Source organism: Dermacoccus abyssi (assembly GCF_003515945.1).
Lineage (GTDB): Bacteria > Actinomycetota > Actinomycetes > Actinomycetales > Dermatophilaceae > Dermacoccus > Dermacoccus abyssi.
This window is the reverse complement of the sequence record NZ_QWLM01000004.1, coordinates 204530-228439: the sequence shown is the minus strand read 5'-3', so window position 1 is coordinate 228439 and position 23910 is coordinate 204530. Positions and strand designations below refer to the sequence as shown.

The 23910-nt window shown below is 69.9% G+C and carries 26 protein-coding genes and 1 pseudogene; 13 read left to right on the top strand and 14 right to left on the bottom strand.

What is annotated here, in order from left to right; genetic code table 11:
* The first annotated feature begins 85 nt into the window (after positions 1-85).
* The gene (locus D1832_RS05590; protein ID WP_047310667.1) at positions 86-460 is read left to right on the top strand and encodes a hypothetical protein; all 375 of its coding nucleotides are present in this window, start codon (positions 86-88) and stop codon (positions 458-460) included.
* A gap of 62 nt (positions 461-522) precedes the next feature.
* On the opposite strand, the gene D1832_RS15740 is transcribed toward D1832_RS05590, so the two are convergent.
* The 8 genes and pseudogenes from D1832_RS15740 to D1832_RS05560 all read right to left on the bottom strand — a co-directional run bounded on the left by D1832_RS15740 (position 523) and on the right by D1832_RS05560 (position 3965).
* Positions 523-1032 (bottom strand): DUF559 domain-containing protein, encoded by a 510-nt coding sequence (locus D1832_RS15740; RefSeq protein WP_241510875.1) that lies wholly within the window; start codon positions 1030-1032, stop codon positions 523-525.
* Positions 1033-1302: 270 nt separating this feature from the next.
* Positions 1303-1422: pseudogene (locus D1832_RS16200) on the bottom strand (type IV toxin-antitoxin system AbiEi family antitoxin domain-containing protein); the annotation flags it as partial.
* Between the two features lie 177 nt (positions 1423-1599).
* Positions 1600-1833: a biotin synthase auxiliary protein BsaP gene (gene bsaP / locus D1832_RS05580; RefSeq protein WP_118912970.1), complete on the bottom strand. Its 234-nt coding sequence runs from the start codon at positions 1831-1833 to the stop codon at positions 1600-1602.
* A gap of 85 nt (positions 1834-1918) precedes the next feature.
* Positions 1919-2956, bottom strand: coding sequence for a biotin synthase BioB (gene bioB / locus D1832_RS05575; RefSeq protein ID WP_118912969.1), 1038 nt, complete (start codon positions 2954-2956; stop codon positions 1919-1921).
* A 150-nt stretch (positions 2957-3106) separates the two neighbouring features.
* Positions 3107-3229 carry a type B 50S ribosomal protein L36 gene (gene ykgO / locus D1832_RS05570; RefSeq protein WP_118912968.1) on the bottom strand — a complete coding sequence of 41 codons (123 nt, stop codon included), beginning with the start codon at positions 3227-3229 and terminating at the stop codon, positions 3107-3109.
* Complete coding sequence (gene rpmF / locus D1832_RS05565) at positions 3226-3426, bottom strand: 50S ribosomal protein L32 (protein ID WP_118912967.1); 201 nt, start codon at positions 3424-3426, stop codon at positions 3226-3228. Before rpmF ends, ykgO begins: the two co-directional genes overlap by 4 nt.
* Complete coding sequence (locus tag D1832_RS16000) at positions 3426-3548, bottom strand: hypothetical protein (protein ID WP_274541950.1); 123 nt, start codon at positions 3546-3548, stop codon at positions 3426-3428. The genes rpmF and D1832_RS16000 overlap by 1 nt, the downstream gene beginning before the upstream one ends.
* A gap of 72 nt (positions 3549-3620) precedes the next feature.
* Positions 3621-3965, bottom strand: a complete 345-nt coding sequence (locus D1832_RS05560) for a CobW C-terminal domain-containing protein (protein WP_118912966.1) — start codon at positions 3963-3965, stop codon at positions 3621-3623.
* A 267-nt stretch (positions 3966-4232) separates the two neighbouring features.
* Between D1832_RS05560 and D1832_RS15540 the strand changes: the two genes are divergently transcribed.
* Positions 4233-4553: a hypothetical protein gene (locus D1832_RS15540; protein WP_206609356.1), complete on the top strand. Its 321-nt coding sequence runs from the start codon at positions 4233-4235 to the stop codon at positions 4551-4553.
* Here D1832_RS15540 and D1832_RS05550 read toward each other — a convergent pair.
* Entirely contained in the window at positions 4519-4770 is a 252-nt protein-coding gene (locus tag D1832_RS05550; protein WP_118912964.1) for a type B 50S ribosomal protein L31, read from the bottom strand. The two genes, D1832_RS15540 and D1832_RS05550, sit on opposite strands and share 35 nt — an antisense overlap.
* Positions 4771-4836: 66 nt before the next feature.
* Here D1832_RS05550 and rpmB point away from each other — a divergent pair, with 66 nt between their 5' ends.
* A complete protein-coding gene (gene rpmB / locus D1832_RS05545; RefSeq protein ID WP_118912963.1) occupies positions 4837-5073 on the top strand; it encodes a 50S ribosomal protein L28 in 237 nt (78 codons plus the stop codon).
* Positions 5073-5243 carry a 50S ribosomal protein L33 gene (rpmG, locus tag D1832_RS05540; protein WP_118912962.1) on the top strand — a complete coding sequence of 57 codons (171 nt, stop codon included), beginning with the start codon at positions 5073-5075 and terminating at the stop codon, positions 5241-5243. The genes rpmB and rpmG overlap by 1 nt, the downstream gene beginning before the upstream one ends.
* Positions 5244-5344: 101 nt before the next feature.
* On the opposite strand, the gene D1832_RS05535 is transcribed toward rpmG, so the two are convergent.
* Together D1832_RS05535 and D1832_RS05530 are read right to left on the bottom strand one after the other, a co-directional pair.
* Complete coding sequence (locus D1832_RS05535) at positions 5345-7822, bottom strand: MMPL family transporter (RefSeq protein ID WP_241510887.1); 2478 nt, start codon at positions 7820-7822, stop codon at positions 5345-5347.
* A gap of 45 nt (positions 7823-7867) precedes the next feature.
* Entirely contained in the window at positions 7868-8479 is a 612-nt protein-coding gene (locus D1832_RS05530) for a TetR/AcrR family transcriptional regulator (protein ID WP_118913035.1), read from the bottom strand.
* Between the two features lie 232 nt (positions 8480-8711).
* Here D1832_RS05530 and D1832_RS05525 point away from each other — a divergent pair, with 232 nt between their 5' ends.
* Positions 8712-11411: a DivIVA domain-containing protein gene (locus tag D1832_RS05525; RefSeq protein ID WP_182434671.1), complete on the top strand. Its 2700-nt coding sequence runs from the start codon at positions 8712-8714 to the stop codon at positions 11409-11411.
* 1 nt (position 11412) lies between these two features.
* Complete coding sequence (locus tag D1832_RS05520) at positions 11413-11814, top strand: DivIVA domain-containing protein (protein WP_118912959.1); 402 nt, start codon at positions 11413-11415, stop codon at positions 11812-11814.
* Between the two features lie 91 nt (positions 11815-11905).
* Here the strand turns inward: D1832_RS05520 and cydC are convergent, their stop codons facing one another.
* Both cydC and cydD read right to left on the bottom strand, forming a co-directional pair.
* Positions 11906-13597, bottom strand: coding sequence for a thiol reductant ABC exporter subunit CydC (gene cydC, locus D1832_RS05515; RefSeq protein WP_147362621.1), 1692 nt, complete (start codon positions 13595-13597; stop codon positions 11906-11908).
* Complete coding sequence (cydD, locus tag D1832_RS05510; RefSeq protein WP_118912957.1) at positions 13594-15189, bottom strand: thiol reductant ABC exporter subunit CydD; 1596 nt, start codon at positions 15187-15189, stop codon at positions 13594-13596. Before cydD ends, cydC begins: the two co-directional genes overlap by 4 nt.
* A 253-nt stretch (positions 15190-15442) precedes the next feature.
* Between cydD and D1832_RS05505 the strand changes: the two genes are divergently transcribed.
* From D1832_RS05505 to D1832_RS05480, 7 genes are all read left to right on the top strand, one after another.
* On the top strand, positions 15443-16375 hold the full coding sequence (locus D1832_RS05505; protein WP_118912956.1) for a hypothetical protein: 933 nt from the start codon (positions 15443-15445) through the stop codon (positions 16373-16375).
* Positions 16376-16597: 222 nt separating this feature from the next.
* Entirely contained in the window at positions 16598-16867 is a 270-nt protein-coding gene (locus D1832_RS15735) for a hypothetical protein (protein WP_241510874.1), read from the top strand.
* Complete coding sequence (locus tag D1832_RS05500) at positions 16819-17925, top strand: cation:proton antiporter (RefSeq protein ID WP_241510873.1); 1107 nt, start codon at positions 16819-16821, stop codon at positions 17923-17925. The genes D1832_RS15735 and D1832_RS05500 overlap by 49 nt, the downstream gene beginning before the upstream one ends.
* Before the next feature lie 170 nt (positions 17926-18095).
* Positions 18096-19466 (top strand): NAD-dependent succinate-semialdehyde dehydrogenase, encoded by a 1371-nt coding sequence (locus D1832_RS05495; RefSeq protein ID WP_118912955.1) that lies wholly within the window; start codon positions 18096-18098, stop codon positions 19464-19466.
* Between the two features lie 39 nt (positions 19467-19505).
* Positions 19506-19964, top strand: coding sequence for a DoxX family protein (locus D1832_RS05490; protein ID WP_182434670.1), 459 nt, complete (start codon positions 19506-19508; stop codon positions 19962-19964).
* A gap of 107 nt (positions 19965-20071) precedes the next feature.
* Positions 20072-20755, top strand: a complete 684-nt coding sequence (locus D1832_RS05485; protein ID WP_118912954.1) for a type 1 glutamine amidotransferase domain-containing protein — start codon at positions 20072-20074, stop codon at positions 20753-20755.
* A 466-nt stretch (positions 20756-21221) separates the two neighbouring features.
* Positions 21222-21845, top strand: coding sequence for a hypothetical protein (locus D1832_RS05480; protein WP_118912953.1), 624 nt, complete (start codon positions 21222-21224; stop codon positions 21843-21845).
* A gap of 63 nt (positions 21846-21908) precedes the next feature.
* Here D1832_RS05480 and D1832_RS05475 read toward each other — a convergent pair whose 3' ends face one another.
* A complete protein-coding gene (locus D1832_RS05475; protein WP_118912952.1) occupies positions 21909-23570 on the bottom strand; it encodes a dihydroxyacetone kinase family protein in 1662 nt (553 codons plus the stop codon).
* Positions 23571-23910: the final 340 nt, after the last annotated feature.

Genomic DNA, 23910 nt, shown 5'->3' with positions numbered 1-23910 from the left:
CAGGGGGGCAGGTTGCCCGCGGGCGCGCCGTCCGGGTTCTCAGCCGGTGCCTCCGGAGCCGGTGTTCCTCGCTACCCTGGGGCGCATGCTTTCGGACCTCTCGGTGGCCGCCATGGTCGGTGCTGTCGCGCTTCTCGTCATTGCCGGTGTCATGACGTGGGTGGCGCGCGGTGCCGACGACGGACGCCTCCCGTTCGGTGGCCGCGTGTCGATCCGGACGGCGACGACCCGTCGTTCGCCGGAAGCCCTTCTCGTCGGCAACCGCGCTGCAGCCCCGTTCCTGCGCCGCTACGCCGTCATCCTCGCGGTACTCGCGGCCCTCGTGCTCCTGCTGAGCTTCGTCAGCGACATCGCGGCCCTCGCCGTGCACCTCCTCGCCGTGGTGGCCCTCGTCCTGGCCGTGATGGTCTGCATTCGGAAAGCGAATGCGGCAGCAGCCCCAGCCCCAACCGACGCCTAACTGGTGACGTTTTCTGCGGTTGGTGACGTTGCAACGCAGCCAAGCGCAGCAAACGTCACCAGCTAGCGGCGCTCGGCGCGCGCCATTGCCGCGTGAAGGCGCGGCACGAACCGACCGAACCGCAGGTCGTCTGCGATGACACGGACAACGAGCCACCCGAGCTCCTCGATCTGGTTGTGACGCACCCGTTCCTTCTTCAGGTCGTCCGGGCGTCGGTACTTGCCCAAACCGTCGACCTCGACGACGACCTTGTATCCCGCAACGGTGAAGTCGACCGTGGCCACCCACTCGCCCGCCCTGTCGCGGATGACGGTCTGCGGCTCAAGACGGATCCCTTCCCCGTGCGCCTGCCACGCGGTTTGCGTTTCCAAGGGCGATTCGCGACGGCCGTCGGCGAGTTCGGCGACGAGCCGGGCCTGGGCGATGCCGTGGCGCTTGCCCCAGGAAGCCAGGACACGTTCGAACCACACGTCTTCGTGCCGGATCGCGACATCAGCAGGCACGAGTCCGTGCAGCGCACCCTCGCGTGCTGCCAGTTCGACGATGGCCGCCTCGGGGCATTGCACGTCCACCCCGAGGTCGTCGAGTGTTCGGATGTCATGCGACCACGGGCGGTGTGCGCGCACCCCGAGCCTGCGGGTTTGGACACGTGACGAGGCGCGCGCGATGTGAACGTCGCGGGGAAGAACGAGGAGGGGAAGTCCGAGCGCAAGGCACGCGCTCGGTCCCACGAGGTAAGCCCCGGAGGAGGATCGGCACAAGGCGACAGCTCGGACGAGATGCTCCCGTACCCGTGACTCCGGGCTTGCCGCGTCTACGTCGTGGCTTTCGACGTAGACGCCTCGGCCGATTCGCTCGAGCTTGCCCGAGCGAACGAAGGCATCGATCTGACGTGAGGTGAGACCTGCGCGCGTCAGTTGCGCCGTCGTCACGCTCCGCACGGGCGGTTGATGGGTGCTCATGGAGCCAGCATCAGGAGCCTGGGCCGGGGTGACAAGAAGCCTCGGACGGGGCCTGTGGACAGAAGCCTCGGCCGTCACTGCTGTGGACACGCTGGTTGGTGACGTTTGCTGCGCTTGGTGACGTTGCAACGCAGCCAACCGCAGCAAACGTCACCAGCTAGCCCCCGCCCCAGCGGGTCAGACTCCTGCGCCGCCGCTCAATGCGCCGTGGCGGGAGCACTCGGCCGACCACCCCGTCGGGACGACCTGCACCTTCATCCGGCGGGCGCACTGGGCGCAGAAGCGGGGCGGTTCCTCGGCGGCGAGCCAGCGCACGCATGCGGTGTGGTCGGCCTCGTCGGGCAGCTTGCCGCACCGGGTGCAGTACGTCGCGGTGACGTCCGCGACGCCCGTGTCGCTCGTAGCGCTCATCAGGAAGGTCTCCTCGAAGGGTGAGACGTCCGCTCCCGAGCGCGAGGCGGTCGGGAGCGGACGAAGAGTCGGTGCGGGGCGGCGCTCAGAGCGTGGCGTTGAGCGCCTTGATCGGCATGTTGAGGTCCGACAGGAGTGACAGGTCTTCCTTCGGGTCACGCCCGAGCGTCGTGAGGTAGTTGCCCACGATGACGGCGTTGATGCCACCCATGAGGCCGTCGCGCGTGCCGAGGTCGCCTAGCGTCAACTCACGGCCGCCCGCGTAGCGCAGGATGGTGCGCGGCAGCGCGAGGCGGAACGCGGCGATGGTGCGCAGGGCGTCGTTCGACTCCATCGGCTCGATGTTCTCGAACGGCGTTCCCGGGCGCGGGTTGAGGAAGTTGAGCGGCACCTCGTGCGGGTCGAGCTCAGCCAGCTGCGACGCGAGTTCGGCGCGCTGCTCAAGCGTCTCGCCCATGCCGACGAGCCCACCGCAGCACAGCTCCATGCCCGACTCGCGGATCATCTGGCACGTCTCGAAACGCTCCTCGTACGAGTGCGTCGTGACGACGTCGGGGAAGTACGACTTCGCCGCTTCGAGGTTGTGGTTGTAGCGGTGCACGCCCATGTCGCGCAGGTCGTCGACCTGCTCCTGGGTGAGCATGCCGAGCGACGCCGCGACCTGGATGTCGACCTCGGCGTGGATGGCCTTCACGGCCTCACGCATCTGCGTCATGAGCTTCTCGTCGGGCCCGCGCACGGCGGCGACGATGCAGAACTCCGACGCGCCCGTCTCGCGCGTCTGCTTCGCGGCGCGCACGAGCTGCGGGATGTTGAGCCACACCGAGCGCACCGGGGAGGTGAACTGGCCCGACTGCGAGCAGAAGTGGCAGTCCTCCGGGCACCCGCCCGTCTTGAGGCTGACGATGCCCTCGACCTCGACCTCGTCACCGTTGTAGCGAAGGCGCACGTCGTGGGCCAGTTGCAGCAACTCCTCGAGTCGGTCGTCGCCGGTGCGCAGCACCTCGACGAGGTCGTCGTAGCCGAGCGGCTGCCCGTTCTCGAGCACCTGCGTCCGGGCGCGCGCCAGGATGTCGGTGCTGTCGTCGGTGTGCGTGCTGGGTGCCTCAGTCGTCGCGGTCATGCCGCCTAGGTTAACGACGATTAACCGAGACGGGCGAGTAACTCGCAGCCCGATTGCCCGGGCTCGGCCACGCAGACGTCGGCGCCGTGCGCGCTGGGCGACGCACACACCGATCACGTGCGTGCACCGCCCAGCGTCGACGTGGCCGACTCAGCCCTGACGAGCCTTGACGCGCGGGTTCTGTTTGTTGATGGCGTAGGTCTTGCCGCGGCGGCGAACAACCTGCGAGCCGGGCTGGTCCTTGAGTGAGCGCAGGGACTTGCGCACCTTCATCGTCGTCCTCCTTCGTCGATGCGTGATTCTGTGGGCGGGTCGATGAGCCCTCGTTCGACGGCCCGGGCGAGACGCCGCGGAACCCGGTAGAACGTCCCGTCCACGGCGACGGGGACGAGCACCGCGGGCACCGCCTTCCAGTTCGCTCGTCGCGAGCGGGTGTTGGCGCGTGAGACTTTTCGTTTCGGAACGGCCATCAGTGGTACTCCTTCATGTCGCCGAGCCAGGGCTCGAGTCCGTCTTCGTCGGTGCTCCACACGGCTGCGAGCGTGTCGAGTTCGGCGGGTGTGCACAGGGCCGCTTCGAAGGCTCGACGCAATTCGTCGCGAGGGTCACCGTGCGCGAGGAGCCCGGTGACGACGAAATCCGTACGCCGCGCGGCCGGACGGCGTCAGCGCCCCGCCGTGCCGATGTTGAGCTGACCCGCTGCGCCGTCCCACGCGCACAGCGTCTCCGGCCGGGTCGGCACCCAGAAGCAGCCGCGCGTCCGGAACGCGCCGCCGCCGAGTTCCGGCAGGTTCTCCTGGATGCGCTCGGGGTGTACGGCACGTTCGGAGCGAAGCCGCACGCGCCACACACCGTCCTCGCACGAGTCCCCGATCTGGGCGGGTGGCGTCTCGGCGACCCACTTCTCGATGGCTTCGACGTCGTGCACGCCGGGCAGAAGTGCTGTCGCGTCCCACTGCGACCAGTTCTCGACCACCTGCGCGCCAGCGTGCGGACGAGCGTCGAGCATTCGGGCATGAGTTCGCCGTCGACGGCGATGACATCCGCGTACTCGAGCAGGGTCGTCGCCACCTTGGCGGTGCCGCGCACGTCACCTTCGAACGTGGGCAACTCCCGTTCGACCAGCAGTTCGGGCCCGGTGAGGTGTCGGACGGCGTCACATCCGTCGACCGCGTTCACGACGGCTGCCATCCGTGCTCCGCCGAGCGTGTTCGGCTCATAGGAGGCGACTCGGCACAACTGCGTCGCCTCAGCTCCGATCGGCAGTCTCGCGATGATGCTCGACCAGTGGCCGCTGCTCGCGAGGCCGGCAATCGTCGGCAGCACGTCCTCGCGGATCGCGCACGGCACGCAGGCGTGTTCGAGGTCGATCGTCGTGCGATCCAGCAGGCCGGTCACGTCGCTCACCGTGCGCACGAGGCTCGTCCCGTCAGCCCCGAACGAGACCGTGACGACGACAGGCTTCGGCAGGTCGAACAGCAAACTCATGGCCGTGGTGTCGGCTGCGCTCTGTTCGACGCCGGTGATGACGACGGTGGGCGTTGCGCTGTTCCCCTGCCCGCTCACGCCGTGCGTCCTCGTCCGTAGCGGCGGTTGAACTGTGCCACGCGCCCTTCGCTGTCGTGCACGCGCGCCTTGCCCGTCCAGAACGGGTGCGAGTCGCTGGAGACCTCGACGTTGACGACCGGCACCGTGTCACCGTCGATGTCGATGGTCTCGCTCGGGCGCAGCGTCGTTCGGGTGACGAACACGGCGCCGGTGGTGGAGTCCCGGAACGCCACGCGCTCGTAGGCGGGGTGGATGCCCTTCTTCACGGTTGCTACCCCTCTTTCCTCGTGTTAGAAATGAGAACCGCTCTCATTTTGTATCCGAGGAGCAGCATGGCACGCAAATGCATGGTCAGCGGCGCTGTGCCGGGCTTCGGCCATTCGATCTCGCACAGCCACGTGCGCAGCAAGAGGCGGTTCGACGTCAACGTCCAGAAGAGGCGCTACTGGGTGCCGAGCCTCGGACGCACCGTGCGCCTCACCGTCAGCCCACGCGGCATTCGCACCATCGACAAGCGCGGTATCGACGTCGTCGTCGCCGAGTTGCGGGCGAGGGGAGTGAAGCTCTGATGGCCTCCAAGAGGAGCGACGTACGCCCGAAGGTCAGCGTCCAGTCGAGCGCCGGCACCGGCTGTCGCTACATCACGCAGAAGAACCGTCGAAACACCCCCGGCCGGCTCGAACTGCGCAAGTACGACCCGATCGTGCGCCGGCACGTCGTGTTCAAGGAGATCCGCTGATGGCCAAGAAGTCGAAGATCGCGAGGGGGTGAGACGGACGGCGGGCGCGAACCCTCCCCAGAGAAGGTTCGCGCCCGCCGCAGTTCTTCGATGCGTCAGTGCTACGGCTTGTAACCGTCGTCACGCACCGTGTCGTTGTCGTCGGCCAGGTGCTTCGGCTCGCTGTGGCTCTCGCCTTCGAAGACCTTCGCCACCGTGGACGCCGGGGTGGCGCCACCAGCGGTCACCGAGCCCGACGCGGCAGGTGCGTCAGCGATGCCCGCAGCCGAACCAGCCGCGCCGGCCACGGCCGGCGTCCCCGGGCGAGCACCGTGCTGGGCGAGGCTCTCGCCCTCGACGTCGACGTTCGGCAGGATCTTGTCGAGCCACTTCGGCATCCACCAGGCCTTGTCGCCGAGCATGAGCATGACGGCGGGCACGAGGATCATGCGCACGAGGAAGGCGTCGAACACGATCGCTGCCGCGAGCGCGATACCGATCTCACGGATGAGCGCGTTGTCCTGTGCCGCGAAGGCGGCGAACACCGAGATCATGATGAGAGCAGCGGCCACGACGACGCGGCCCGAGTGGCGGAAACCGTCGATGACGGCGTCACGCGCTTCCGTGCCGTGCACGTAGGCCTCGCGCATGCGGGTCGTGAGGAACACCTGGTAGTCCATCGCGAGCCCGAACACGATGCCGATGAGCAGCGTCGGCATGAAGCTCATGATCGGCTGCGGCTCGAAGATGCCGAACGTGCCGTCGGTGACGAGCTTCGTCGTGAAACCGAGCGTCGCGAGCACGGAGAGCAGGAAGCCCAGCGTGGCGAGCAGCGGCACGACGATCGAACGGAACACGAGGACGAGGAGCAGGAACGCGAGGCCGACGACGATGGCGAGGTACTTCGGCAGGGCGTCGGCGAGCTTCTCCGACACGTCCGCCGCGATCGCCGTCTGGCCGGTGATGCCGAGCTTCGTGCCCGTGGCCTTCTCGGTGGCGGCCTGCTGGTCGCGCAGACGCTCCAGCATCTCGTCAGTGGCCTTGTCGGCCGGGCCCGTCTTCGGCGTCACCATGACGACGGCGCCGTCGCCCTTCTTCGCCATCTGCACGATCTGTGCGTTGGCCACGTTCTCGTCCTTGGCCGCCCATTCGACGACCTTGGCGTAGGCACCCATCTGGGCCTTCTGGCCGCCGTCGATCTCACGGCCGTCGATGATGGCGATCATCGGCGCGTTCTTGCCCGCGCCCCAGCCCTCGGCGAGCAGGTCGGCGCTCTGTCGAGCCTCCGTACCCTTCTGCGCCGTCGCGTCGGACGGCAGGCCGAGGTGGAGGTGCTGCACCGGCGAGGCCAGGGCGGCGAGCAGCGCGACGACAGCGAGTGCGACCGCCCACGGGGCCTTGCGGATGCCGCGCGCGAGGCGCACCGAGCCGTTGGTCGAGTCGTGGTCGAACTCGTCGGCGGCCTTGTCCTCGCGGACCCGACCGGCGAACGCCTTCGTCTTGAGCATGCCCATGAGGGCGGGCAGCAGCGTCAGCGACGTGATGACGGCGAGCGTGACGGTGCCGGCCGCGCCGAGACCCATCGCCGTCAGCATGCTGATACCGAGAACGCCGAACGCGGACAGCGCGATGATGACGGTGAGGCCGGCGAAGACGACCGCCGAACCGGCCGTGCCGAGTGCGCGGCCCATGGCGTGCTCACGGTCGGCCTGGCTGTTGATGTCGACGTGGCGCAGCTCCGCGCGGTAGCGCGACAGGATGAACAGCGCGTAGTCGATACCGACGGCGAGGCCGATCATCGAGGCGAGCGCGGTCGTCGTCTCGGGCAGGTCGAAGAACGCGGTGGCGCCGGTGATGCCCATCATGCCGAGCATGAGGCCCATGACGGCGTTGAGGATCGGCATGCCCGCGGCGACGAACGAGCCGAAGGTCAGGACGAGGACGAGCAGCGCGATGCCGATGCCGATGAGCTCGGAGGTGGCGCCCGGCTGGATCATCTCCTGCATGCCCTGGCCGCCGGCAGCGATGGTGAGCCCGTTCTTCTCGGCGGCCTTGGCCGCGTCGAGGATGCTCTGCTGCGTCTCGGGCTTGATGTCCATGATGTTGTCGACGGCGAAGTTCCACGACACCGTGCCGATGCGGCCGTCCTTGCTCAGCGGGGAGAGCGCCTCGGCGTTCTTCTCCGCGACAGCCTTGGGCGTGCCCTGCTTCGTGGCCTGCGCGACGATCTGCTGCTTCATCGCGGGGCCGGCTTCGGCGGGGTTGGCGAGCTTCGTCTTCGGCATCTGCTGGACGCCGCTGACCTTCTTGATCAGTTCGTCGACCTGGCCCTTGTAGGGCTGTTCGGCGAGGGTGTGCCCGGCCGGTGCCTTGATGACGAGCTGGCCGTTGACCTGCTTGTCGGCGGCGGGCTGATCCGGGAACAGTTCCTTCTGCGTCTCGGCGGCCTGCAACGAGGGGATGCCGGGAATCGTGAACTGCGACGTCATCGGCCGCGACTTCGCGGCGGCGAATCCGCCGAGCGCGAGGAGGGCGATGAGCCACCCCACGAGGAAGAACGGCCACTTGCGGTAGGCCGTCCTTCCGAGGCGGTAGAGCATGTTTGCCACTGGGAACTCCTTTGTGAAAGGGGGGTCTGTGGGGTGTCAGCGCATCGAGCGGACGGCGGCATCCGCGTCGAGCACGTCGTGGAAGACGGTCATGAAGTCGGAGTCGGCCTTGCGGAGGGAGAACTCCTCGAGGCTGACTTTGACGATGGCGAGGAAGGTTGCAGTGATCGTGCGGGCGCGCAGGTCGCCCGCGTCCCACTTCTCGCGCTCGCAGATGAGGGTGGCCAGGGTGTCGGACAGGTGCGTGAACCGCTCGAACGCGAGGTGGGCCACCTTGCCGTCGCTCGCGATGGCCCGTTCGACAAGGGCGTGCTGATCGCTGACCATGGAGGGATCCTCGACCTCGCTCATGACGCTGTCGAGCGCCTGGATGAGGTCGGGCATGAGGACACCGGTGGGGCCGCCGTCACGGAAGAGCGCGACCTGCGGGTTGTCCCCGACGCCGTCGGGGCCGAGGACGGCCGACGCCTTGTCGGGCACGTAGTTGAACAGGGTGCGGCGGCTGACGCCGGCGGCCTCGGCGAGGTCGTCCATGGTGAAGCCGTCGTACCCGCGCTCGATGACGAGGGTGCACGCCGCCGAGCGGATCTCCTGGAGCCGCTTGTGGGCGCGCTGGGCTCGGGGGTCGTCAGTGCTGCAATCCCACATGAAACCCACGGCCACTCCTTTGCACTGTCAAACACGCGAGTGCAATTTTGCACGAATGAGCTATGAAGTGCAACTACACCTGTGGCGCCGCCACCTCGGGGCTCGGGCCCCTTTGGCGCGTCACCGGGAGACGACACTCCGAACAAGGGGGTATCGGCCAGGTGCGCCCGTGGTTAGGCTCAATCAAGAACCGCTGCCCCCGCAGCGCATCCGTAACCGAGGGGATATGAAGATGCTCACCGCGCATGAGGTCAGGACGGCGCAGTTCCACCGCGCCGACGCCGGCAAGGTCGGCTATGACGAGGTCGGTGTCGACGACTACCTCGACCGCGTCGCCGACACGCTCGAAGCCATCGAGCGCGGCGGCCAGATGCCTTCGCACGCCGTGAGCGCCAACGACGTCGTCGAGGTGGTGTTCTCCGAGCGCGGCCCGCAGTCTGCCGGTGGATACGACCTCGACGACGTCGACGACCTGCTCGACCGGGTCGCCCAGCGCATCCGTGCCTACGAGGACGGCGTGCGTCGGGCGTCCGCGCCGGTCGACGCAGGCCCCCCCAGTGACGCCGAGGCCGACAGCCGTGGTGTCGTCCGCGATGAGCGAACGGACGGCGCAGACGAGCGTGAACACGGCGCACACGGCGGTCACGGTGTCGCCGGCGCCGGTGTCGCGGGTGCTGCTGCATACGAGCGCCGCGAGGACCGTGCGGACGTCGATCCGCGCGGCGACGTCCGCGACGATCGCTACGACGAGCGCGGTTTCGTCGACGAGCGTGACCTGCGCGACGAGCGTCGCCCGGAGGCCTACGCAGAGCCTGCGGCGCCTGAGCTTCAGGACTCGCCGCGCAGCGCCTTCGCCGACGACGGGGGCGTGCGTGACGGTGAGGCCCTCGCGGTCGCCGGCGGTGCGCCGCGGCGTGAGGAGCGCTTCGACGACGAGCGCGGCTTCGAGCCCGCCGACGAGCGTCGGGGTGGCTTCGGTGAGCCCGGCGTCCGTGTCGACGAGGTCTCGGACGCCGCAGCGTTCGACGGCCGCCGCGACGAGAACGTCGCCGATGAGCGCGCTTTCGACGGTCGTGAGCGCCGAGACGAGCGTGGCTTCGTCGGTCGCGACGCGGGCCTGGTGGCAGGTGGCGGCGCTGTCGCCGCCGGAGGTGCCGCGGCTGCGCACGGTCAGCGCGACGAGCGCCGTGACGACGCCTTCGCTTCCGACACGCGTGATGACGTGCGTGACGACCGCGCCGGTGATGCAGGGGCCGGCCGTCAGGGCGGTGTCAACATGGTCGGATCCGACCCGGTCGACGAGGCGCCGATCATGGCCCCGGACGAGTCGGGCCGCAACCGTGAGCTGCGCTCGGACGACCGTTCCGACGTGAACACCTCCCACGACGCCGCGTACGCGGCACCGGCCGAGCGCGACACGTTGGCGAACGACTCCGCGGTCACGCCTGAGGAGCGCTTCGACGCCGAGCGCCGCGATGACGGCGTACGTGACGAGCAGCTGGGCAACGAGCCCTTCGCGGACGAGCGTCGTGACGCAGACCTGCGTGACGAGCGTGGCTTCGAGGGCGAGCGCGAGGAGCGTTCCTCGGGCTTCGGCCCCGCCGGTGTCGCAGCCGCTGCCGCCGGAGGTTACGCCGCTCACCGCCACAGCGATCAGGGCGAGCGCAACGACTGGGCCCCGCGTGACGAGCGCGACGCCGTGCGTATCGACGGCGAGCCCGTCAGTGACGATGCTGGCGACCCGGTGCGTCGTGAGCACGATGCCGCCGACTACCACGACCCGGTTGCAGCCCACAGCGAGACGTTCGCCGAGCCCGTGCCGCCGCAGCAGGTGAGTGCCGAGGAGGCCCGCCCGGTCGCCGCAGCCGAGCAGGGTGACAACTGGGCCTTCGAGGACAACGGTCTTCGCCGCGACCGCGCCCCCCGTTACCCCGACGAAGGCGCGATCCTACTCCAGGGTGAGGATGAGGGCCCCCGCGCCGACGAGCGCTTCCAGGGCAGCAACGCGTACGAAGGCGACGCAGTGGCCGGCGGTGACGCCGTCGCCGACGAGCGCACGAGCGCCACACAGCCCGAGATCGTCTCCTACCGCGCCACCGACCGTCGAGTTCCGCTGCCCCGCAGTGAGGCTCGCCGCTCGATGAGCGATGAGGACCGCGAGGCGGAGGCTCAGTACCACCCCGAGTACAGCGCATACTCCTCGCCCGAGGACGGGGCCGGTGACTCCCCGCGTCGCAGCACGGGCGGCGCCTACGACGAGAGCGCGAGCATGCCTGCGAGCGATCTCGATCGTGGGCCGGACGCCGGCGTTCTGCCGACCGAGCAGGCGCCGCTCGTCGATGACCGTCCGGTGGCGCCCGAGGCCCCCGTGGCACAGGACGCCCGTCGCGATGGGGAGTTCGACCCGTTCTCCGAGCCGAGCGCTGTGACCGAGCGTCCGCTGCCGACGCAGCCGACCGAACGGGGCGAGGCGCCGCAGGCTGCCCCGCCGCAGACCGGTGGCTTCGAGCGTGACCCGTTCGCTGACGACGCTGGTCGGGACTCCTTCGAGCGCCCCGAGCAGCCGGCCCGGGCCGAAACGTTCGGTGGACGCGGCACGGACGGCCCGCATCGTGTGGCGCCGATGAACGAGGAGACCGCTCGCGTGCGTGAGCCGCGCGAGGGTGGCTTCGAGCAGCCCGGCGTCGGCAACCGTGACCCGTTCGCCGACGACGCCCGTCGTGACGGTTCGTTCGACGTTGCCGGTGGTGGCGACGACGTGCGCGAGCAGCAGTCGTTCGAGGCGTCGAGCCCGGTCGCCGACGACCGGGCGTCCGACATGGGACGCCCGGAGTCGATCGACCGTCCGCAGCCCATCGACAAGGCCGAGCGGCTGCCGGAGCGTGACGACACATCGCGCAAGGGCCTGCTGCGTCGCATCTTCAAGGGCTGACGTGCTGGCGTCGGACGACGTCGTCAAGGTCGAGTTCGAGCAAGGGCGCGGCGGGGCTGGTTACGACGAGATCGAGGTCGATGACTTCCTCGATTCCCTTGTGATCACCCTTCGCGGCTACGAGCAGGGCGCGCCGCGTCAGGGCGTGGTCACGTCTCGTTCGATCGACGACGTGGCGTTCACGCGGGCGCGCGGTTTCGGGCGCAGAGGGTACGACGCCGCGAGCGTCGATGCTTTCCTCGTCAAGGCCCGCGAGACGCTATGCGCGTACGAATCGCGCGGGGGCGTTTCGACGCAGGCACCTGAGGTCGTGTCCGCCCCGCGACAGGCGCCCTCGACGGCGCAACGCTCGGCCGTGAGCGAGCCGAAGAAAGGCATCTTCGGCAAGCTCTTCGGTGGCTGAACCGAACTGAACGACCACCGAGCCCCACACCAACGCGGTGTGGGGCTCGTGGCGTACGGCCATGCGGTTCGTGCGCAGGAACCGTCGAAGCTCAGTTCGTGACGGCGGGCAGGTCGATCACGCGGTCGAGCGCGTCGAACGCGATGGGGTGGTGGCTCACCATGACGACGGTGCGTCCGGTGCTCGCGGTGAGCAGGTCGCGGACGACGGCGTCGGCGGTCGGTCCGTCGAGGTGGGCGACGGGCTCGTCGAGCAGGATGACGGGGCGCTCGGAGAGCAGTGCCCGCGCAATGCCGAGGCGCGCCCTCTCGCCGCCGCTGATCGAGCGCTCGGTGGCGGTGGCCACCGACTCGGCCCCCGAACGTCCGGCGCTCACGAGGTATTCGCCGAGGTGCGTGTCGAGACCCTCGCCGAGTTCCGCGAGCCACGGCCCGAGCCCGGCGCGCTCGAGCGCGCGAAGCACGTCCGTGTCGTCCGCGTCAGGGCGGGCGAGCAGGAGGTTGGCGCGCAGCGAGCCGACGAACAGGTGCGGGTCGTCGTCGACGAAGGCGATGCCGTCGCGCACGGCGTCCAGCGGGAGGTCGCGGACGTCACGCTCGCCCCAGGCGTACGTTCCGCCGGTCGGGTCGAGGTGGCGCGCGAGGACGGCGAGAAGTGTCGACTTGCCGCACCCGTTGGGGCCGGTGACGGCGATGTGCTCACCGGGTGCGACATCGAGGGTGACAGGCCCGAGGTCGGTCTTCTCGCCGGTCCACGAAGCCGTCAGGTCACGCACGCGCAGGTGCGGCACCGTCTCGTTTGGCGCAGCCTCCGAGCCCGAATCCCGCACCGCCGGCTCCTGCGTGAGCAGCGCTTCGAGACGGTCGCGGGCGGCGGACGAGCGGGCGAGCGAGCCCAGGGCGTCGGGGATGAGGCCGACGACATCGCCGAGAGCGAGCGGGGTGAGGAGCAGCAGCGCAGCGAAGGGTCCGTTGATCGTTCCGGCCTCGACCTCGCCGTCGAGAACCCACGCCATGGCGAGGGTTGCGACACCCGTGACGGCGAGCGCGAGAGCCACTCCGACGGCGCGGCCGCGCGACTGGGCGAAGGCGGCCTTCTCGACGTTCTTCTGCGCGTACGCGAGCCACGTCATCGGCTCATCGGTGGCGCGGATGGCGCCGAGCTCGTTCGCTCCGGACGCCACGAGGTGCGCCACCCGGTCGACCTGGCCGCGCGCCGCGAGCGACGCCGCTTGGCCGCGGCGTTCGAGCGCGAGGTCGATCCACCCCACGAGGGCCGCCGCGACGACCGAGCCGAGCACGACGAAGCCCGCGGGCGGATGGACGACGAACGTCGTGACGACGGCAACGAGCGCGGCACCGACCGTCGTGATGAGCGGGACGACGACGCGCACCTGGATGTCGACCTCGTCGTCCAGGTCGCGCACGACGCCGGAGAGAAGGTCGGCGCGGCGCTTCGTGCCCAGGCGTGCCGGGGTGAGCGGCACGAGCTGGCGGTAGGCCGCGGTTCGACGATCCGTGAGGTCGGCCAGCGCGGCGTTGTGGGAGACGAGTCGCTCGACGTAGCGGAACACCGGGCGTCCGATACCGAACGCGCGCACGGCGACGATGGCGGTGAGCAGGGTGAGGACGACGGGGCGCTCGCTGGCGCGCACGATGAGCCAGCCCGACGTGGCCGTCAGCGCAACGCCACACGCGAACGCGAGCGCACCGATGAGCCCGGCGAGCGTCACGCCGCGCACCGGCTTGAACAGTGGGCGTCGCTCCTGCGTTTCAGAGGTCATGCCGTCACCTCGTCGCGGGTCGATCGGGCCGCGATGCGCCACTGGTTGTCGGCGCGGGCCGCGAGTTCCTCGTCGTGCGTCACGACGACGACGGGCTTGCGCGCGGCGAGCGCGACGATCGCCTCACGGATGTCCGCAGCACTCGCCGGGTCGAGGTGAGCGGTGGGCTCGTCGAGCAGGACGATGGCGGCGTCGGACAGCCACGCGCGCGTCAGGACGAGGCGGGCGCGCTGGCCCGCGGAGAGGCCGAACCCTTCGTCGCCGAGGGAGGTGTTGACGCCGTCGGGCATGCCGAGGACGACGTCGTCGAAGCCGGTGGCGGCCATGGCCTCGCGGATCTCGTCGACGCTCGCGTCGTTGCCCAGCGTCAGGTTGGCGCGCACCGACATCGGCGCGATGAACGGACGCTGCGAGACGAGGTGCGTGCTCGGCACCTCGAGGCGCCCCGCCGTCGGGCGGCGCGCGCCGGCGATCACTTCGAGGAGCGTCGACTTGCCGCATCCACTCGGGCCGGTGAGGGCGGTGAGGCCGTCGCGCACGACGGAGGTGACACCGCTGACGGCCGGGCTCTGTTGACCGGGGTAGATGTAGGAGACGCCGCTCAGCATGGCGCGCGCGAGGCCGCCGGCCTGCTCGGGGGCGGGCGCGTGCCACGGCCGGGCGTCGCTGCCCGCGAGGAGCGAGTCGATGGCCTCGACGCCGTCGGCCGCCGCGTGGAACTCCTGCCCGACGCGGCGGATCGGCCAGTACGCCTCGGGCGCGATGAGGATGGCCATGAGGCCGGTGAGCAGGGAGACGTCGCCGTGGGCCATGCGCAGGCCGACGGCGACGGCGACCATGGCGACGGAGATCGTCGCGAGCAGGTCGAGCGCTGCGGAGGAGAGGAAGGCGATGCGCAGTGTGCGCATCGTGGCCGAGCGGTGACGTTCGCCGACGCGGTGGATCTGCTCGACCTGGTGCTCGCCCCGTCCGTAGGCCACGAGCGTCGGAAGGCCCGCGACGACGTCGGAGAAGTGTCCGGCGAGCATCGTCGTCTCGACCCATCGTTCCGCCGTGGCGCGCTGCGTGTAGCGGCCGATGAGCGCTGCGAAGACCGGCAGGAGCGGCAGCGTGACGATGACGATGAGGGCGCTCGGCCAGTCCACGACGAGCATCGCGGCGATGGCGAACACCGGCACGACGCCAGCTGTGACGAGAGCCGGAAGGTAGCGCGCGACGTACGGTTCGACGGCGGCCGCGCCCTTCGTGGCCATGGTGAGCATGGCGCTGGGGCCGGGGCGTTCGTCCGCCGTCTGCGTCATCCAGCGGCGCATCGCGCCCTCGCGCAGCGCCCCGGAGATGCGTGCGCCGGCGTGGGCGGCCACCGTCTCGGTCGATGCGTTGAGCACCCCGCGCAGGGTGAAGAGGCCCAGGACCCACAGGCCGGGCGTCCAGAACGAGTGGCCCTCGACGACGGCGACGACGAGGTGCGCCACGGCGATGGCCTGGGCGATGGCGACGGCTCCGCTGAGCCCTCCGATGAGGGCGAGCAGCGCGACCGGCAGCCGGGTGGCGGGCACGGCGCGCAGCAGCTGGGGGTCGAACGGACGCATAGGTCTCATTCTCGCAGCCGACGCTGACAGCCCTCGCAGCGGGCGAAGCGGGATGTATGAGAAGGCCTTCGGAAAACCGTGTGATCCAACTCACTACGGCGTGTCCGTGCTGGGCAGGGTGAGCGCGGGAGGACTTCTCATGGCTGCCGGCACCTGTCAGCGTGCGGTTCAGCACGCGCACTCTGCGCCTGCGTCGATCGATCCCGGGCGGCGCGCGGACGAAACCAGGACGAGCAGATTCTCAGGAGAACCCATGAGCCGCTACGGCGCGATGTCGTTCTTCGTCGACTACGGCGACGACGCCGACCCCGACGGCGACGGTCGCCCCGGCCTCACCTGCGAGACGACCGGCCCCACCTCGCCGTTCCGTGACTCGGTCTCCTCGGGCTACTCGCACACTTACCGCAAGGCGGACACGTACACGATCACGGCCACCGGCTACTACTGCGGTGAGGGCGGCCTGCAGACGGTCGAGAAGGCGGCGACGGTCAACATGGCCAAGCCGGCGCCCGCGCCGAAGGTGAGCGCTGCCGCGCACATCGAGTACACCGTCGACGGCCTGACCGCGACCCTCGTCCCCTCCGTCACCGGCACGCAGCACGAGATGAAGTACGGCCGCAACAAGCACGCCAAGTACGGTGTGCCGCTCGTGTACACGATGTCGTTCCCCAAAGGCGCCGAGGTCTCCGGCGGCGCCACGAAGGGTGGCATCAAGCGTGCCACCTGCACGAAGCACGGCTCGGTCCAGTTCGACCCGGTGATGCTGAGCGGCGATCCTGTCGTCGTCACCTTCCCGAAGCCGGGCACCTACGAGGTGACGCTGAGCGCCGACGCCTGCACGAGCCAGCGCATCGTGTCGAAGGCTGCGACGATCGCCGTCCCGCCGACGCACCCGACCCTGGAGCCCACGACGCCGACGCCGACCGAGCCGACCCCCACCCCGACGACGCCGGTCCCTACCAGGCCGGCTCCGACCACCCGGTTCCGACGAAGCCGGCGACCAACACGACCGTCCCGACGACGACAACGTCGACGACGGCGGCGACCACGCCCGGCACGGGCCCCCAAGGCCGAGACCGACCGCATGGGTGACGACACCAACGCCCTGTCGCTCGGCGTCGCGGGTCTCGTCGGTGCGGGTGCGCTCGGCGGCATCGTCGTCGCGCGCCGTCGCCTTCAGCAGTGACGCCGCGGTCCTGAACCGCTGACCCCACCCCACCCTGGCCCTCGCCCGGTGGGGTGTGGTGCGTCCGGCTGCCCTTCGAATCGGCGCGGATCCCAGGTGCCACGCGGGCTGGACACGGCGCGGAGCGCAGGGCCGACGGGGTGCGCGCTCGGACGCCGACGTGCGTCGGGTGCGCTCATCGCCTACTGTCGCGAGCGAATCCCCCTGAATCGAAGGTGTTTCGTGGCCATTGACCTCGTCTGGATCGTGCTCGGCTTCGCGCTGCTGCTCGCGGTCTTCCTCCCGACCGCCGTCGAGCGCTTCCCGTTGTCGACGCCGATGGTGCTGCTCGGCGTCGGGGCGATCGTCGGCCTCGCACCGATGCCGAAGGGGTTCACGTTCTCGCCGCAGGAGCACGAGGCGTTCGTCCTGCATGCCTCCGAGCGACGGTGCTCGTCGCGCTCATGGGTGTCGGTCTCGCCCTCGACCGGCCGATGCGCCTTCGCAGCCTGACGTCGTGGCGCGCGTGGGCGCCGACGTGGCGTCTGCTCGCCATCGCGATGCCGCTCGGCATCGTGGGCGTGTCACTGCTCGGCTGGACGCTCGGTCTGGCCGCGCCGACGGCGTTGCTGCTCGCCGCGGCGCTCGCCCCGACGGACCCGGTGCTCGCCTCCGACGTCCAGGTCGAGGGGCCGCAGACGGAGGCCCCGCAGGAGATGACGCAGGAAACCGAGATCGACGAGTCGGACGAGGTGCGGTTCGCGCTGACGTCGGAGGCCGGTCTCAACGACGGTCTCGCGTTCCCGTTCGTCTATGCCGCGATCCTGTGGGCGAGCGAGGGCTCGCCGTCGCACTGGGGGTGGAAGTGGCTGGCCTGGGAACTCGTCGGCAAGGTCGCTCTCGGCGTCGCCGTCGGCCTCGTCGTCGGGTGGGTGCTCGGTAAGCTGTTCTTCCGGCTGCCGGCGAAGAAGTACCGCCTCGCCGACGCCGGTGAGCCGCTCGCCGCGCTCGCGGCGATCATGTGCTCGTACGGGCTGACGGAGCTCGCCGGCGGGTACGGGTTCCTCGCCGTGTTCGTCACGGCGATGGCGATGCGTCAGGCCGAGCGCGGCCACCGCTACTACGCGGACATGCACGCGTTCATCGAACGTCTCGAGCAGATCCTCACCCTCGTCATGCTCCTGCTGCTCGGCGCGGCGGCGACGAACGGTGTTCTCTCGCACGCTGATTGGCGCAGTGCCGTCATCGTCGCGGCCCTCATCCTCGTCATCAGGCCCGGCGGGGCGTGGCTGTCGCTGCTCGGGCGGCGCGACGACACCGCGAAGGCCGTCGGCCTGACGACGGGGGAGCGCTGGATCACGTCGTTCTACGGCGTGCGCGGCATCGGCTCGATCTTCTACATCGCGTACGCGACGGGGCACGCCGACTTCGCGGGCAGCGACTGGCTGTGGTCGACGATCGCCTTCGCCATCATCGTCAGCGTCGTCGTGCACGGCTCCACCGTCACGCCCGCGATGAACTGGCTCGAACGTCACCGCACGAACCACCGTCGGGCGCTCGCGGACGCTTGATCCGCCGGCGCCCCGGCGCGCCTGCGCTGCACCCCGGCGCCGGGCTGGCCGGGCCGCACACGCGGGCGCGTTTCCTCACCCCTCGAGGTGAAAAGCTGCGCGCAGGAAGCTTCTGGGGGCCGCTGGTGTTGTGATCGATGAGAGAGCTCATCGATCTGAGGAGGCACCTCATGGCCTACCGCACCGAGAACCCCGCCACCGGCGTCGTCGAGAAGGAGTACACCTCCGCGACGGATGCTGACGTCACCCGCGCCATCGAGCGCGCCGACGCCGCGTTCGGCACGTGGCGCACGACGGACGCATCCGAGCGCGCCGCCGTCCTCACGAAGGTCGCCGACATCTACGACGAGCGCGCCGACGAGCTCGCCCGTGTCATCGGCGCCGAGATGGGCAAGCCGCTCGCGCAGGCGCAGGGTGAGGTCGCGCTCGCGTCGTCGATCTTCCGCTGGTACGCCGAGCACGGTGAGGAGTTGCTCGTCGAGGAGCAGCTGAACATCGGTGACGACGCGAAGTCGCTCGTCGTCACCGACCCGATCGGTGTGCTCATGGGCGTCATGCCCTGGAACTTCCCGCACTACCAGGTCGCGCGGTTCGTCGCGCCGAACCTCATGCTCGGCAACACGATCCTGCTCAAGCACGCCTCGATCTGCGCGCGCACGGCCGAGCTGATCGAGGAGATCCTCCACGCCGCGGGTGTGCCGCAGGATGCCTACATCAACCTGTTCGTCAGCAACGAGCAGATCACGTCGATCATCGAGGACCCGCGCGTGCGCGGCGTCTCCCTGACCGGTAGCGAGGGCGCCGGCAAGGCCGTCGCCGAGACCGCGTCGCAGAACCTCAAGAAGAGCGTCCTCGAACTCGGTGGCTCGGACGCGCTCATCGTCCTCGACGACGTCGACGTCGCCGAGACGGCGAAGGCCGTCGCCACCGCGCGCATGAGCAACGCCGGGCAGGCCTGTAACTCCCCGAAGCGGATCTTCGTGCCGTCGACGATGTTCGACGACTTCGTCAACGGCGTTGTCGCCACCGTCGAGGGCATGAAGGTCGGCAACCCGGACGACGAGGGCACGGACATGGGCCCGCTTTCGTCGGTCGAGGCTCGCGACGACGCGATCGCCCAGGTCGAGCGCGCCGTCGAGCAGGGTGCGACCCTTCGCACGGGTGGCACGGCGCTCGAGCAGGACGGCGCCTGGATGGCCCCCGCCGTGCTCACCGGTGTCACGCGTGAGATGGACGCCTTCAAGGAGGAGATCTTCGGCCCCGTCGCCGTCGTCTACTCCTACGACTCGATCGACGAAGCCGTCGAGCTCGCCAACGACTCCTCCTTCGGCCTGTCCGGCTCCGTCTGGGGCAAGGACACCGACAAGGCGGAGCAGATCGCCCGACGCCTCGAGGTGGGCATGACCTATGTCAACGAGCACGGCACGACGAAGGCCGGCCTGCCATTCGGTGGTGTGCGCCGCTCCGGTTACGGGCGTGAGCTCGGACGCTGGGGCTTCGGCGAATTCGCCAACACGAAGCTCGTCCGCGTCGCCAAGTGATTGATGCGTCGTGACCCGCGACGCGAGGAGGGAACAATTATGACTCGTTTCACCCGGCTGATCGAATCCGTCCGGTCACTTGCCGATCCGGCCCCGCCGGCGACCCGTGGGCAGGAGGTGGCCCGTCTCGGCCTCGGAACCTTCATGTCGTTCGCCGGTGTCTCGCACCTCACGTTCGCCCGCAAGGACTTCCAGGCGCAGGTGCCGGACTGGTTTCCGATGGACAAGGACGTCGTCGTCCTCGCCTCCGGTGTCGTCGAGGTCGCGCTCGGTGCGGCGATGCTCACCCTGCCGCAGCGTCGCGCCGCGGTGGGGGTGGCGCTCGCCGCCTTCTACGCCGCGATCTTCCCCGGCAACATCAGCCAGTACGCTGAGCGGCACGACGCCTTCGGCCTCGACACCGACACCAAGCGCCTCGTCCGCCTGTTCGGCCAGCCCGCCCTCATCGCTGCGGCGCTGTCGGCGGCTGGGTTCCCCCGACGCGGCTCGCGTCGCTGATCTCACCGTTTCGCACCCAAGAGAAGTGCCTCACCTACAACAAGTGACGACTCGCCCCGACGCGAACGCCACGCGCTGCTGCGCACTGAATCACCAAGGAGATTGACATGTCCAACGTTCTCTTCGTCGTCACCGGCGCCCGCTCCTGGACCCTGGCCGACGGCTCGAGCGTCCCGACGGGTTACTGGGCGGAAGAACTGCTCACCCCCTACCGTCTGATCACCGGGGCAGGTCACTCGGTCACGTTCGCCACGCCCGGTGGTGTGACGCCGGTGGCCGATGAGGTCAGCCTCGCCCCCGACGCGAACGGCGGCGCTGACGTGCGTCCTGACCTCGACGCGATCGACGGCCTGCAGCACCCCATGAAGCTCGAGGACGTCGTCCTCGGCGACTATGACGCGGTGTTCTACCCGGGTGGGCACGGCCCGATGGAAGACCTTGCGCAGGACGCCACGTCCGGCAAGCTCATCGCGGACGCGCTCGAGGGCAGCAAGCCTGTCGCGATCGTGTGCCACGGCCCGGCAGCGCTGCTTCCGGCGCGGACGGCGGCGGGCGAGCCCGTCGTCGCCGGGCGCAAGATCACCGGCTTCTCGAATGAGGAGGAGAAGGCCGCCGGCAAGGCTGACAAGGCCAAGTGGTTGCTGGAGGACCGGCTGCGCGAACTCGGCGCTGACGTCTCGACCGGCCCCGCCTGGCAGCCGTTCACCGTCGTCGACGGTGACCTGCTGACGGGTCAGAACCCGGCATCGTCCGAGGCGCTCGCCAAGAAGCTGCTCGAGCGCCTGAGCTGAGCCTGGCTGCGCGACGCGCGAACATGCCGAAGGCGCTGGATCCCCGTGGGGTCCAGGCGCCTTCGGTGTTCACGGGCGGCCGGCGAACGGCCGATGGGCTCGGCTCTCACGTGGCGTGGCGCCTCGTCGTGCGGGATGAACGGGCTCAGTCCGCTGCCCCGCGCATCATGGGGATGCGCGCGACGAGGACGACCAGCGAGGTGAGCGCGCAGAAGAGAGCCGGGCTCGCGCTGATGGACAGGCGTGTCGTGAGCAACCCCGCTGCGAGACGAGGTGTGCGCTCTGCACCTCGATGCGCCCGGACGTCGGCCGACGAGCGCCGGCGGGCAGTTCGAGCAGCGTCGACTTGCGTCGTCGTGCACGGCATCGCCGTGACATCCGTGATGGGATGGCTCGAACGAGACCGGGAGGGTCCCTCGGCGCCTGAGCGCGAAGGCGCCACGGCTCTCGCTGAGGGAGGAACGGCATGACGACGTACCGACGCGACCGCTTCGACGGCTACATCGCGGGCGCAGGCTCGACGTCCGGGCGGCGCTTCGTCGTCGGGGTGTGGGAGCGCTCGCCCCTCGGTGCGTTCGCCGACGTCATGGTGGCGCACCCCGACGGGTGCCGGGAGTTGCTGGCCCCGAGCGAGCAGGTGGCCGAGTACGTGTCGGGCACCTACCGGTTCGATGGGGTGACGCTCGTCGATGTCGTGGTGGATCGCTCGGTTCGTGACGGGGGCGAGCGATGGGTGGTCCAGGCAGGTGAGCTGCAGCTGTCGCTCGCAGTGGGAGGGCGACTGCTCCTGGCTACGCCGTTGCTGCCGGTGCGCGGGCCGCTCGTCCACCCGCTCACGGCCCGCCTCATCGACCCCGTGGCGCGCCGGGTGATGACGGGCGTGCGCACCTCGGGTACGGCGGGCAACGGGCGGCGCGAGCACTATCTCGCCCAGGATCTGCATGCCGTCGAGCACATCGAGGGCACGTGGGCGGGCGAGCCGGTGGGAGGGCTGGCCGACGTCGCGCCCGAGCCGAACTTCGGGTTCAGTTCCACCCCGCGCCGCCCCGCCGTCACCCGCGTGACGACGTTCGTCGAGGTGCCCCGGTAGTCGGTGAACGGCGCCGGCGCGAGCGGCCGCTCCGCGACCGTGCTCAGACGAAGGAACCGCGTGTCACTGCTGTGACATTGCTTCTCGCACGGCCTCCAGCCACATGACGACGGCAGTGGCGCCCGGGTCTTCGTACCCCTTCGCGCGCTCACCGAGATAGCTGGCACGCCCCTTGGTGGCGACGGCGTCCGAAGTTCGGGCGGCACCCTCCCGGGCAGCCGTCACGACGGCGTCGATGCCCGAATCGGCCGCGTCCGCGGCAGGCTCCAGGGTGTCGACCATCGTGCCGTCACCGGGCTGGGCGCCGCCGAGTTCCCGGACGCCCGTGACGCCAGCACGCAAAGCGTCACCCCACGACGCCCCGTCCGCGAGTGCCTGCGCGGCGCGCAGAAGAAGCATCCCGTACAGCGGGCCCGACGTGCCGCCGATCGCCCGTCGGCATCGCGCGGAGAGTTCCTGGAGCAACGAGGCCGCGTCGCCTTCGCCGGGGTCGTCGAGCCAGGCCCGGGCGCCGCGAGCGAGCGCCGATCCGAGGTCGCCGTCGCCGACGTGCTGGTCGGCCGCGTCGAGTTCGGTGCGTGCGCGCAGAAGGCGCTCGCAGGCAGCGTCGATGACCTGGCGCACGAACGGGTCGGCCTCGCCCTTCGGACCCCCAGCGCGGTCGGCGGATTCAGGGGTCGTCACGACGCTGAGGGCCGGGCGCCGAGCGTCCGGGAACCCCGGCCACGCGGGCGACGCGGTGGGTGTGTCGAGCAGGTCGAGAAGACCGTCGTCAACGGGCAGGAGTGACACGTGCGCACCGGACATGTCGAGGGAGGTGAGTACCGGGCCGGCCCAGAGACGCTCGACGACGACGCCCCGATTCGTCAGGGCGGTGTGCGCACCCCGCGCGACGATGTCGAGTTCGCTCGGCGGGGTGGCGCCGGCGGTGCCGACGAGGGCGACGACGCGGTCACCGTCGACGATATCGAGGTCGTCGAGGATCCGCCCGACGAGCGTCTGTGCGATGTCATCGGCGCTGGTGAGGCGCGTGCGCTCGACGCCGGGTTCACCGTGGATGCCGAGGCCGAGCTCGATCTCGTCGTCACCGAGTTCGAAGCTCGGTGCGTCCGCGCCGGGGGTGGTGCAGGGGGCGAGGGCGACGCCCATGGTGCCGAGGTGTCCGGTCACCCGTGTGGCCCTGTCGTGCACCTCTCGCAGTGTGCTCCCGGATTCCGCAGCGGCTCCCGCTACCTTGTGGACGAGGACGGTACCCGCGAGACCGCGCCGTCCTGCGTGTGTGTCGTCGTCGCTGAGCGCCACGTCGTCTCCGACGACGACCATTTCGACGTTGAGGCCGTCATGGCGGGCGAGTTCGGCGGCCATTCCGAAGTTGAGGCGGTCGCCGGTATAGCTCTTGACGATCAACAGGCAGCCGGCGTCACCGGTGACGGCGCGGATGCCGTCGAGCACCGCGTCGACGCTGGGCGAGGCGAACACGCCGCCACTGACGGCGGCCGTCAGCATGCCGTGTGCCACGTATCCGGCGTGCGCCGGCTCGTGACCCGCGCCGCCGCCGGAGATCAACGCCACCGGCACCGTCGCGCGGTTGTCATCGTTCACGACCCGGTCGGTGCGAACGACCGTCTGGCTCGAGCCGAGCAGGCTGACGTTCGGCTGAAGCAGCACGCGTCCCTCGAGCGATTCCCGAACCACGGCGTCCGCGTCGTTGATGAGTTTCTTCATACGTTCATGCAAGCACGGACAGGGCCCGAATGGTCGGGATGAGATCGCCTGTGCGGTGGGTGATCGGTGGTCTCGAGGGCAGAGTCTCCACCCGCGCCGCCATCTCCCTCGCGGGTGCGGATGGGGAGACTCCCCACGTCGTGAGTCAACCCCCGCGGCAAGTCGGTGCTGAGACCATTTCGCCGCGCCCGTGAGTGCCTCGAGGACATAGTCCGCGAACGTCTGGTTTTGCGCCGCCTGCCGCTCGAGCTGGGCGCGTATGTCCTCGGGCACCCCAGGGCAGGGTTGTCAGCCCCTCCTGTCAGGCTGCTCACACAGTGACGGACGACGAGGAGTGGCA

Excerpts from the sequence above, each read along its gene's own strand:
- D1832_RS05590 (WP_047310667.1), top strand. The coding sequence starts at position 86 with ATGCTTTCGGACCTCTCGGTGGCCGCCATGGTCGGTGCTGTCGCGCTT.
- bsaP (WP_118912970.1), bottom strand. The coding sequence starts at position 1,833 with ATGAGCGCTACGAGCGACACGGGCGTCGCGGACGTCACCGCGACGTAC.
- bioB (WP_118912969.1), bottom strand. The coding sequence starts at position 2,956 with ATGACCGCGACGACTGAGGCACCCAGCACGCACACCGACGACAGCACC.
- ykgO (WP_118912968.1), bottom strand. The coding sequence starts at position 3,229 with ATGAAGGTGCGCAAGTCCCTGCGCTCACTCAAGGACCAGCCCGGCTCG.
- rpmF (WP_118912967.1), bottom strand. The coding sequence starts at position 3,426 with ATGGCCGTTCCGAAACGAAAAGTCTCACGCGCCAACACCCGCTCGCGA.
- D1832_RS05560 (WP_118912966.1), bottom strand. The coding sequence starts at position 3,965 with ATGCTCGACGCTCGTCCGCACGCTGGCGCGCAGGTGGTCGAGAACTGG.
- D1832_RS15540 (WP_206609356.1), top strand. The coding sequence starts at position 4,233 with ATGCTCGACCAGTGGCCGCTGCTCGCGAGGCCGGCAATCGTCGGCAGC.
- rpmB (WP_118912963.1), top strand. The coding sequence starts at position 4,837 with ATGGCACGCAAATGCATGGTCAGCGGCGCTGTGCCGGGCTTCGGCCAT.
- rpmG (WP_118912962.1), top strand. The coding sequence starts at position 5,073 with ATGGCCTCCAAGAGGAGCGACGTACGCCCGAAGGTCAGCGTCCAGTCG.
- D1832_RS05535 (WP_241510887.1), bottom strand. The coding sequence starts at position 7,822 with ATGCTCTACCGCCTCGGAAGGACGGCCTACCGCAAGTGGCCGTTCTTC.
- D1832_RS05530 (WP_118913035.1), bottom strand. The coding sequence starts at position 8,479 with ATGTGGGATTGCAGCACTGACGACCCCCGAGCCCAGCGCGCCCACAAG.
- D1832_RS05525 (WP_182434671.1), top strand. The coding sequence starts at position 8,712 with ATGCTCACCGCGCATGAGGTCAGGACGGCGCAGTTCCACCGCGCCGAC.
- cydC (WP_147362621.1), bottom strand. The coding sequence starts at position 13,597 with ATGACCTCTGAAACGCAGGAGCGACGCCCACTGTTCAAGCCGGTGCGC.
- cydD (WP_118912957.1), bottom strand. The coding sequence starts at position 15,189 with ATGCGTCCGTTCGACCCCCAGCTGCTGCGCGCCGTGCCCGCCACCCGG.
- D1832_RS05505 (WP_118912956.1), top strand. The coding sequence starts at position 15,443 with ATGAGCCGCTACGGCGCGATGTCGTTCTTCGTCGACTACGGCGACGAC.
- D1832_RS05500 (WP_241510873.1), top strand. The coding sequence starts at position 16,819 with ATGGGTGTCGGTCTCGCCCTCGACCGGCCGATGCGCCTTCGCAGCCTG.
- D1832_RS05495 (WP_118912955.1), top strand. The coding sequence starts at position 18,096 with ATGGCCTACCGCACCGAGAACCCCGCCACCGGCGTCGTCGAGAAGGAG.
- D1832_RS05490 (WP_182434670.1), top strand. The coding sequence starts at position 19,506 with ATGACTCGTTTCACCCGGCTGATCGAATCCGTCCGGTCACTTGCCGAT.
- D1832_RS05485 (WP_118912954.1), top strand. The coding sequence starts at position 20,072 with ATGTCCAACGTTCTCTTCGTCGTCACCGGCGCCCGCTCCTGGACCCTG.
- D1832_RS05480 (WP_118912953.1), top strand. The coding sequence starts at position 21,222 with ATGACGACGTACCGACGCGACCGCTTCGACGGCTACATCGCGGGCGCA.
- D1832_RS05475 (WP_118912952.1), bottom strand. The coding sequence starts at position 23,570 with ATGAAGAAACTCATCAACGACGCGGACGCCGTGGTTCGGGAATCGCTC.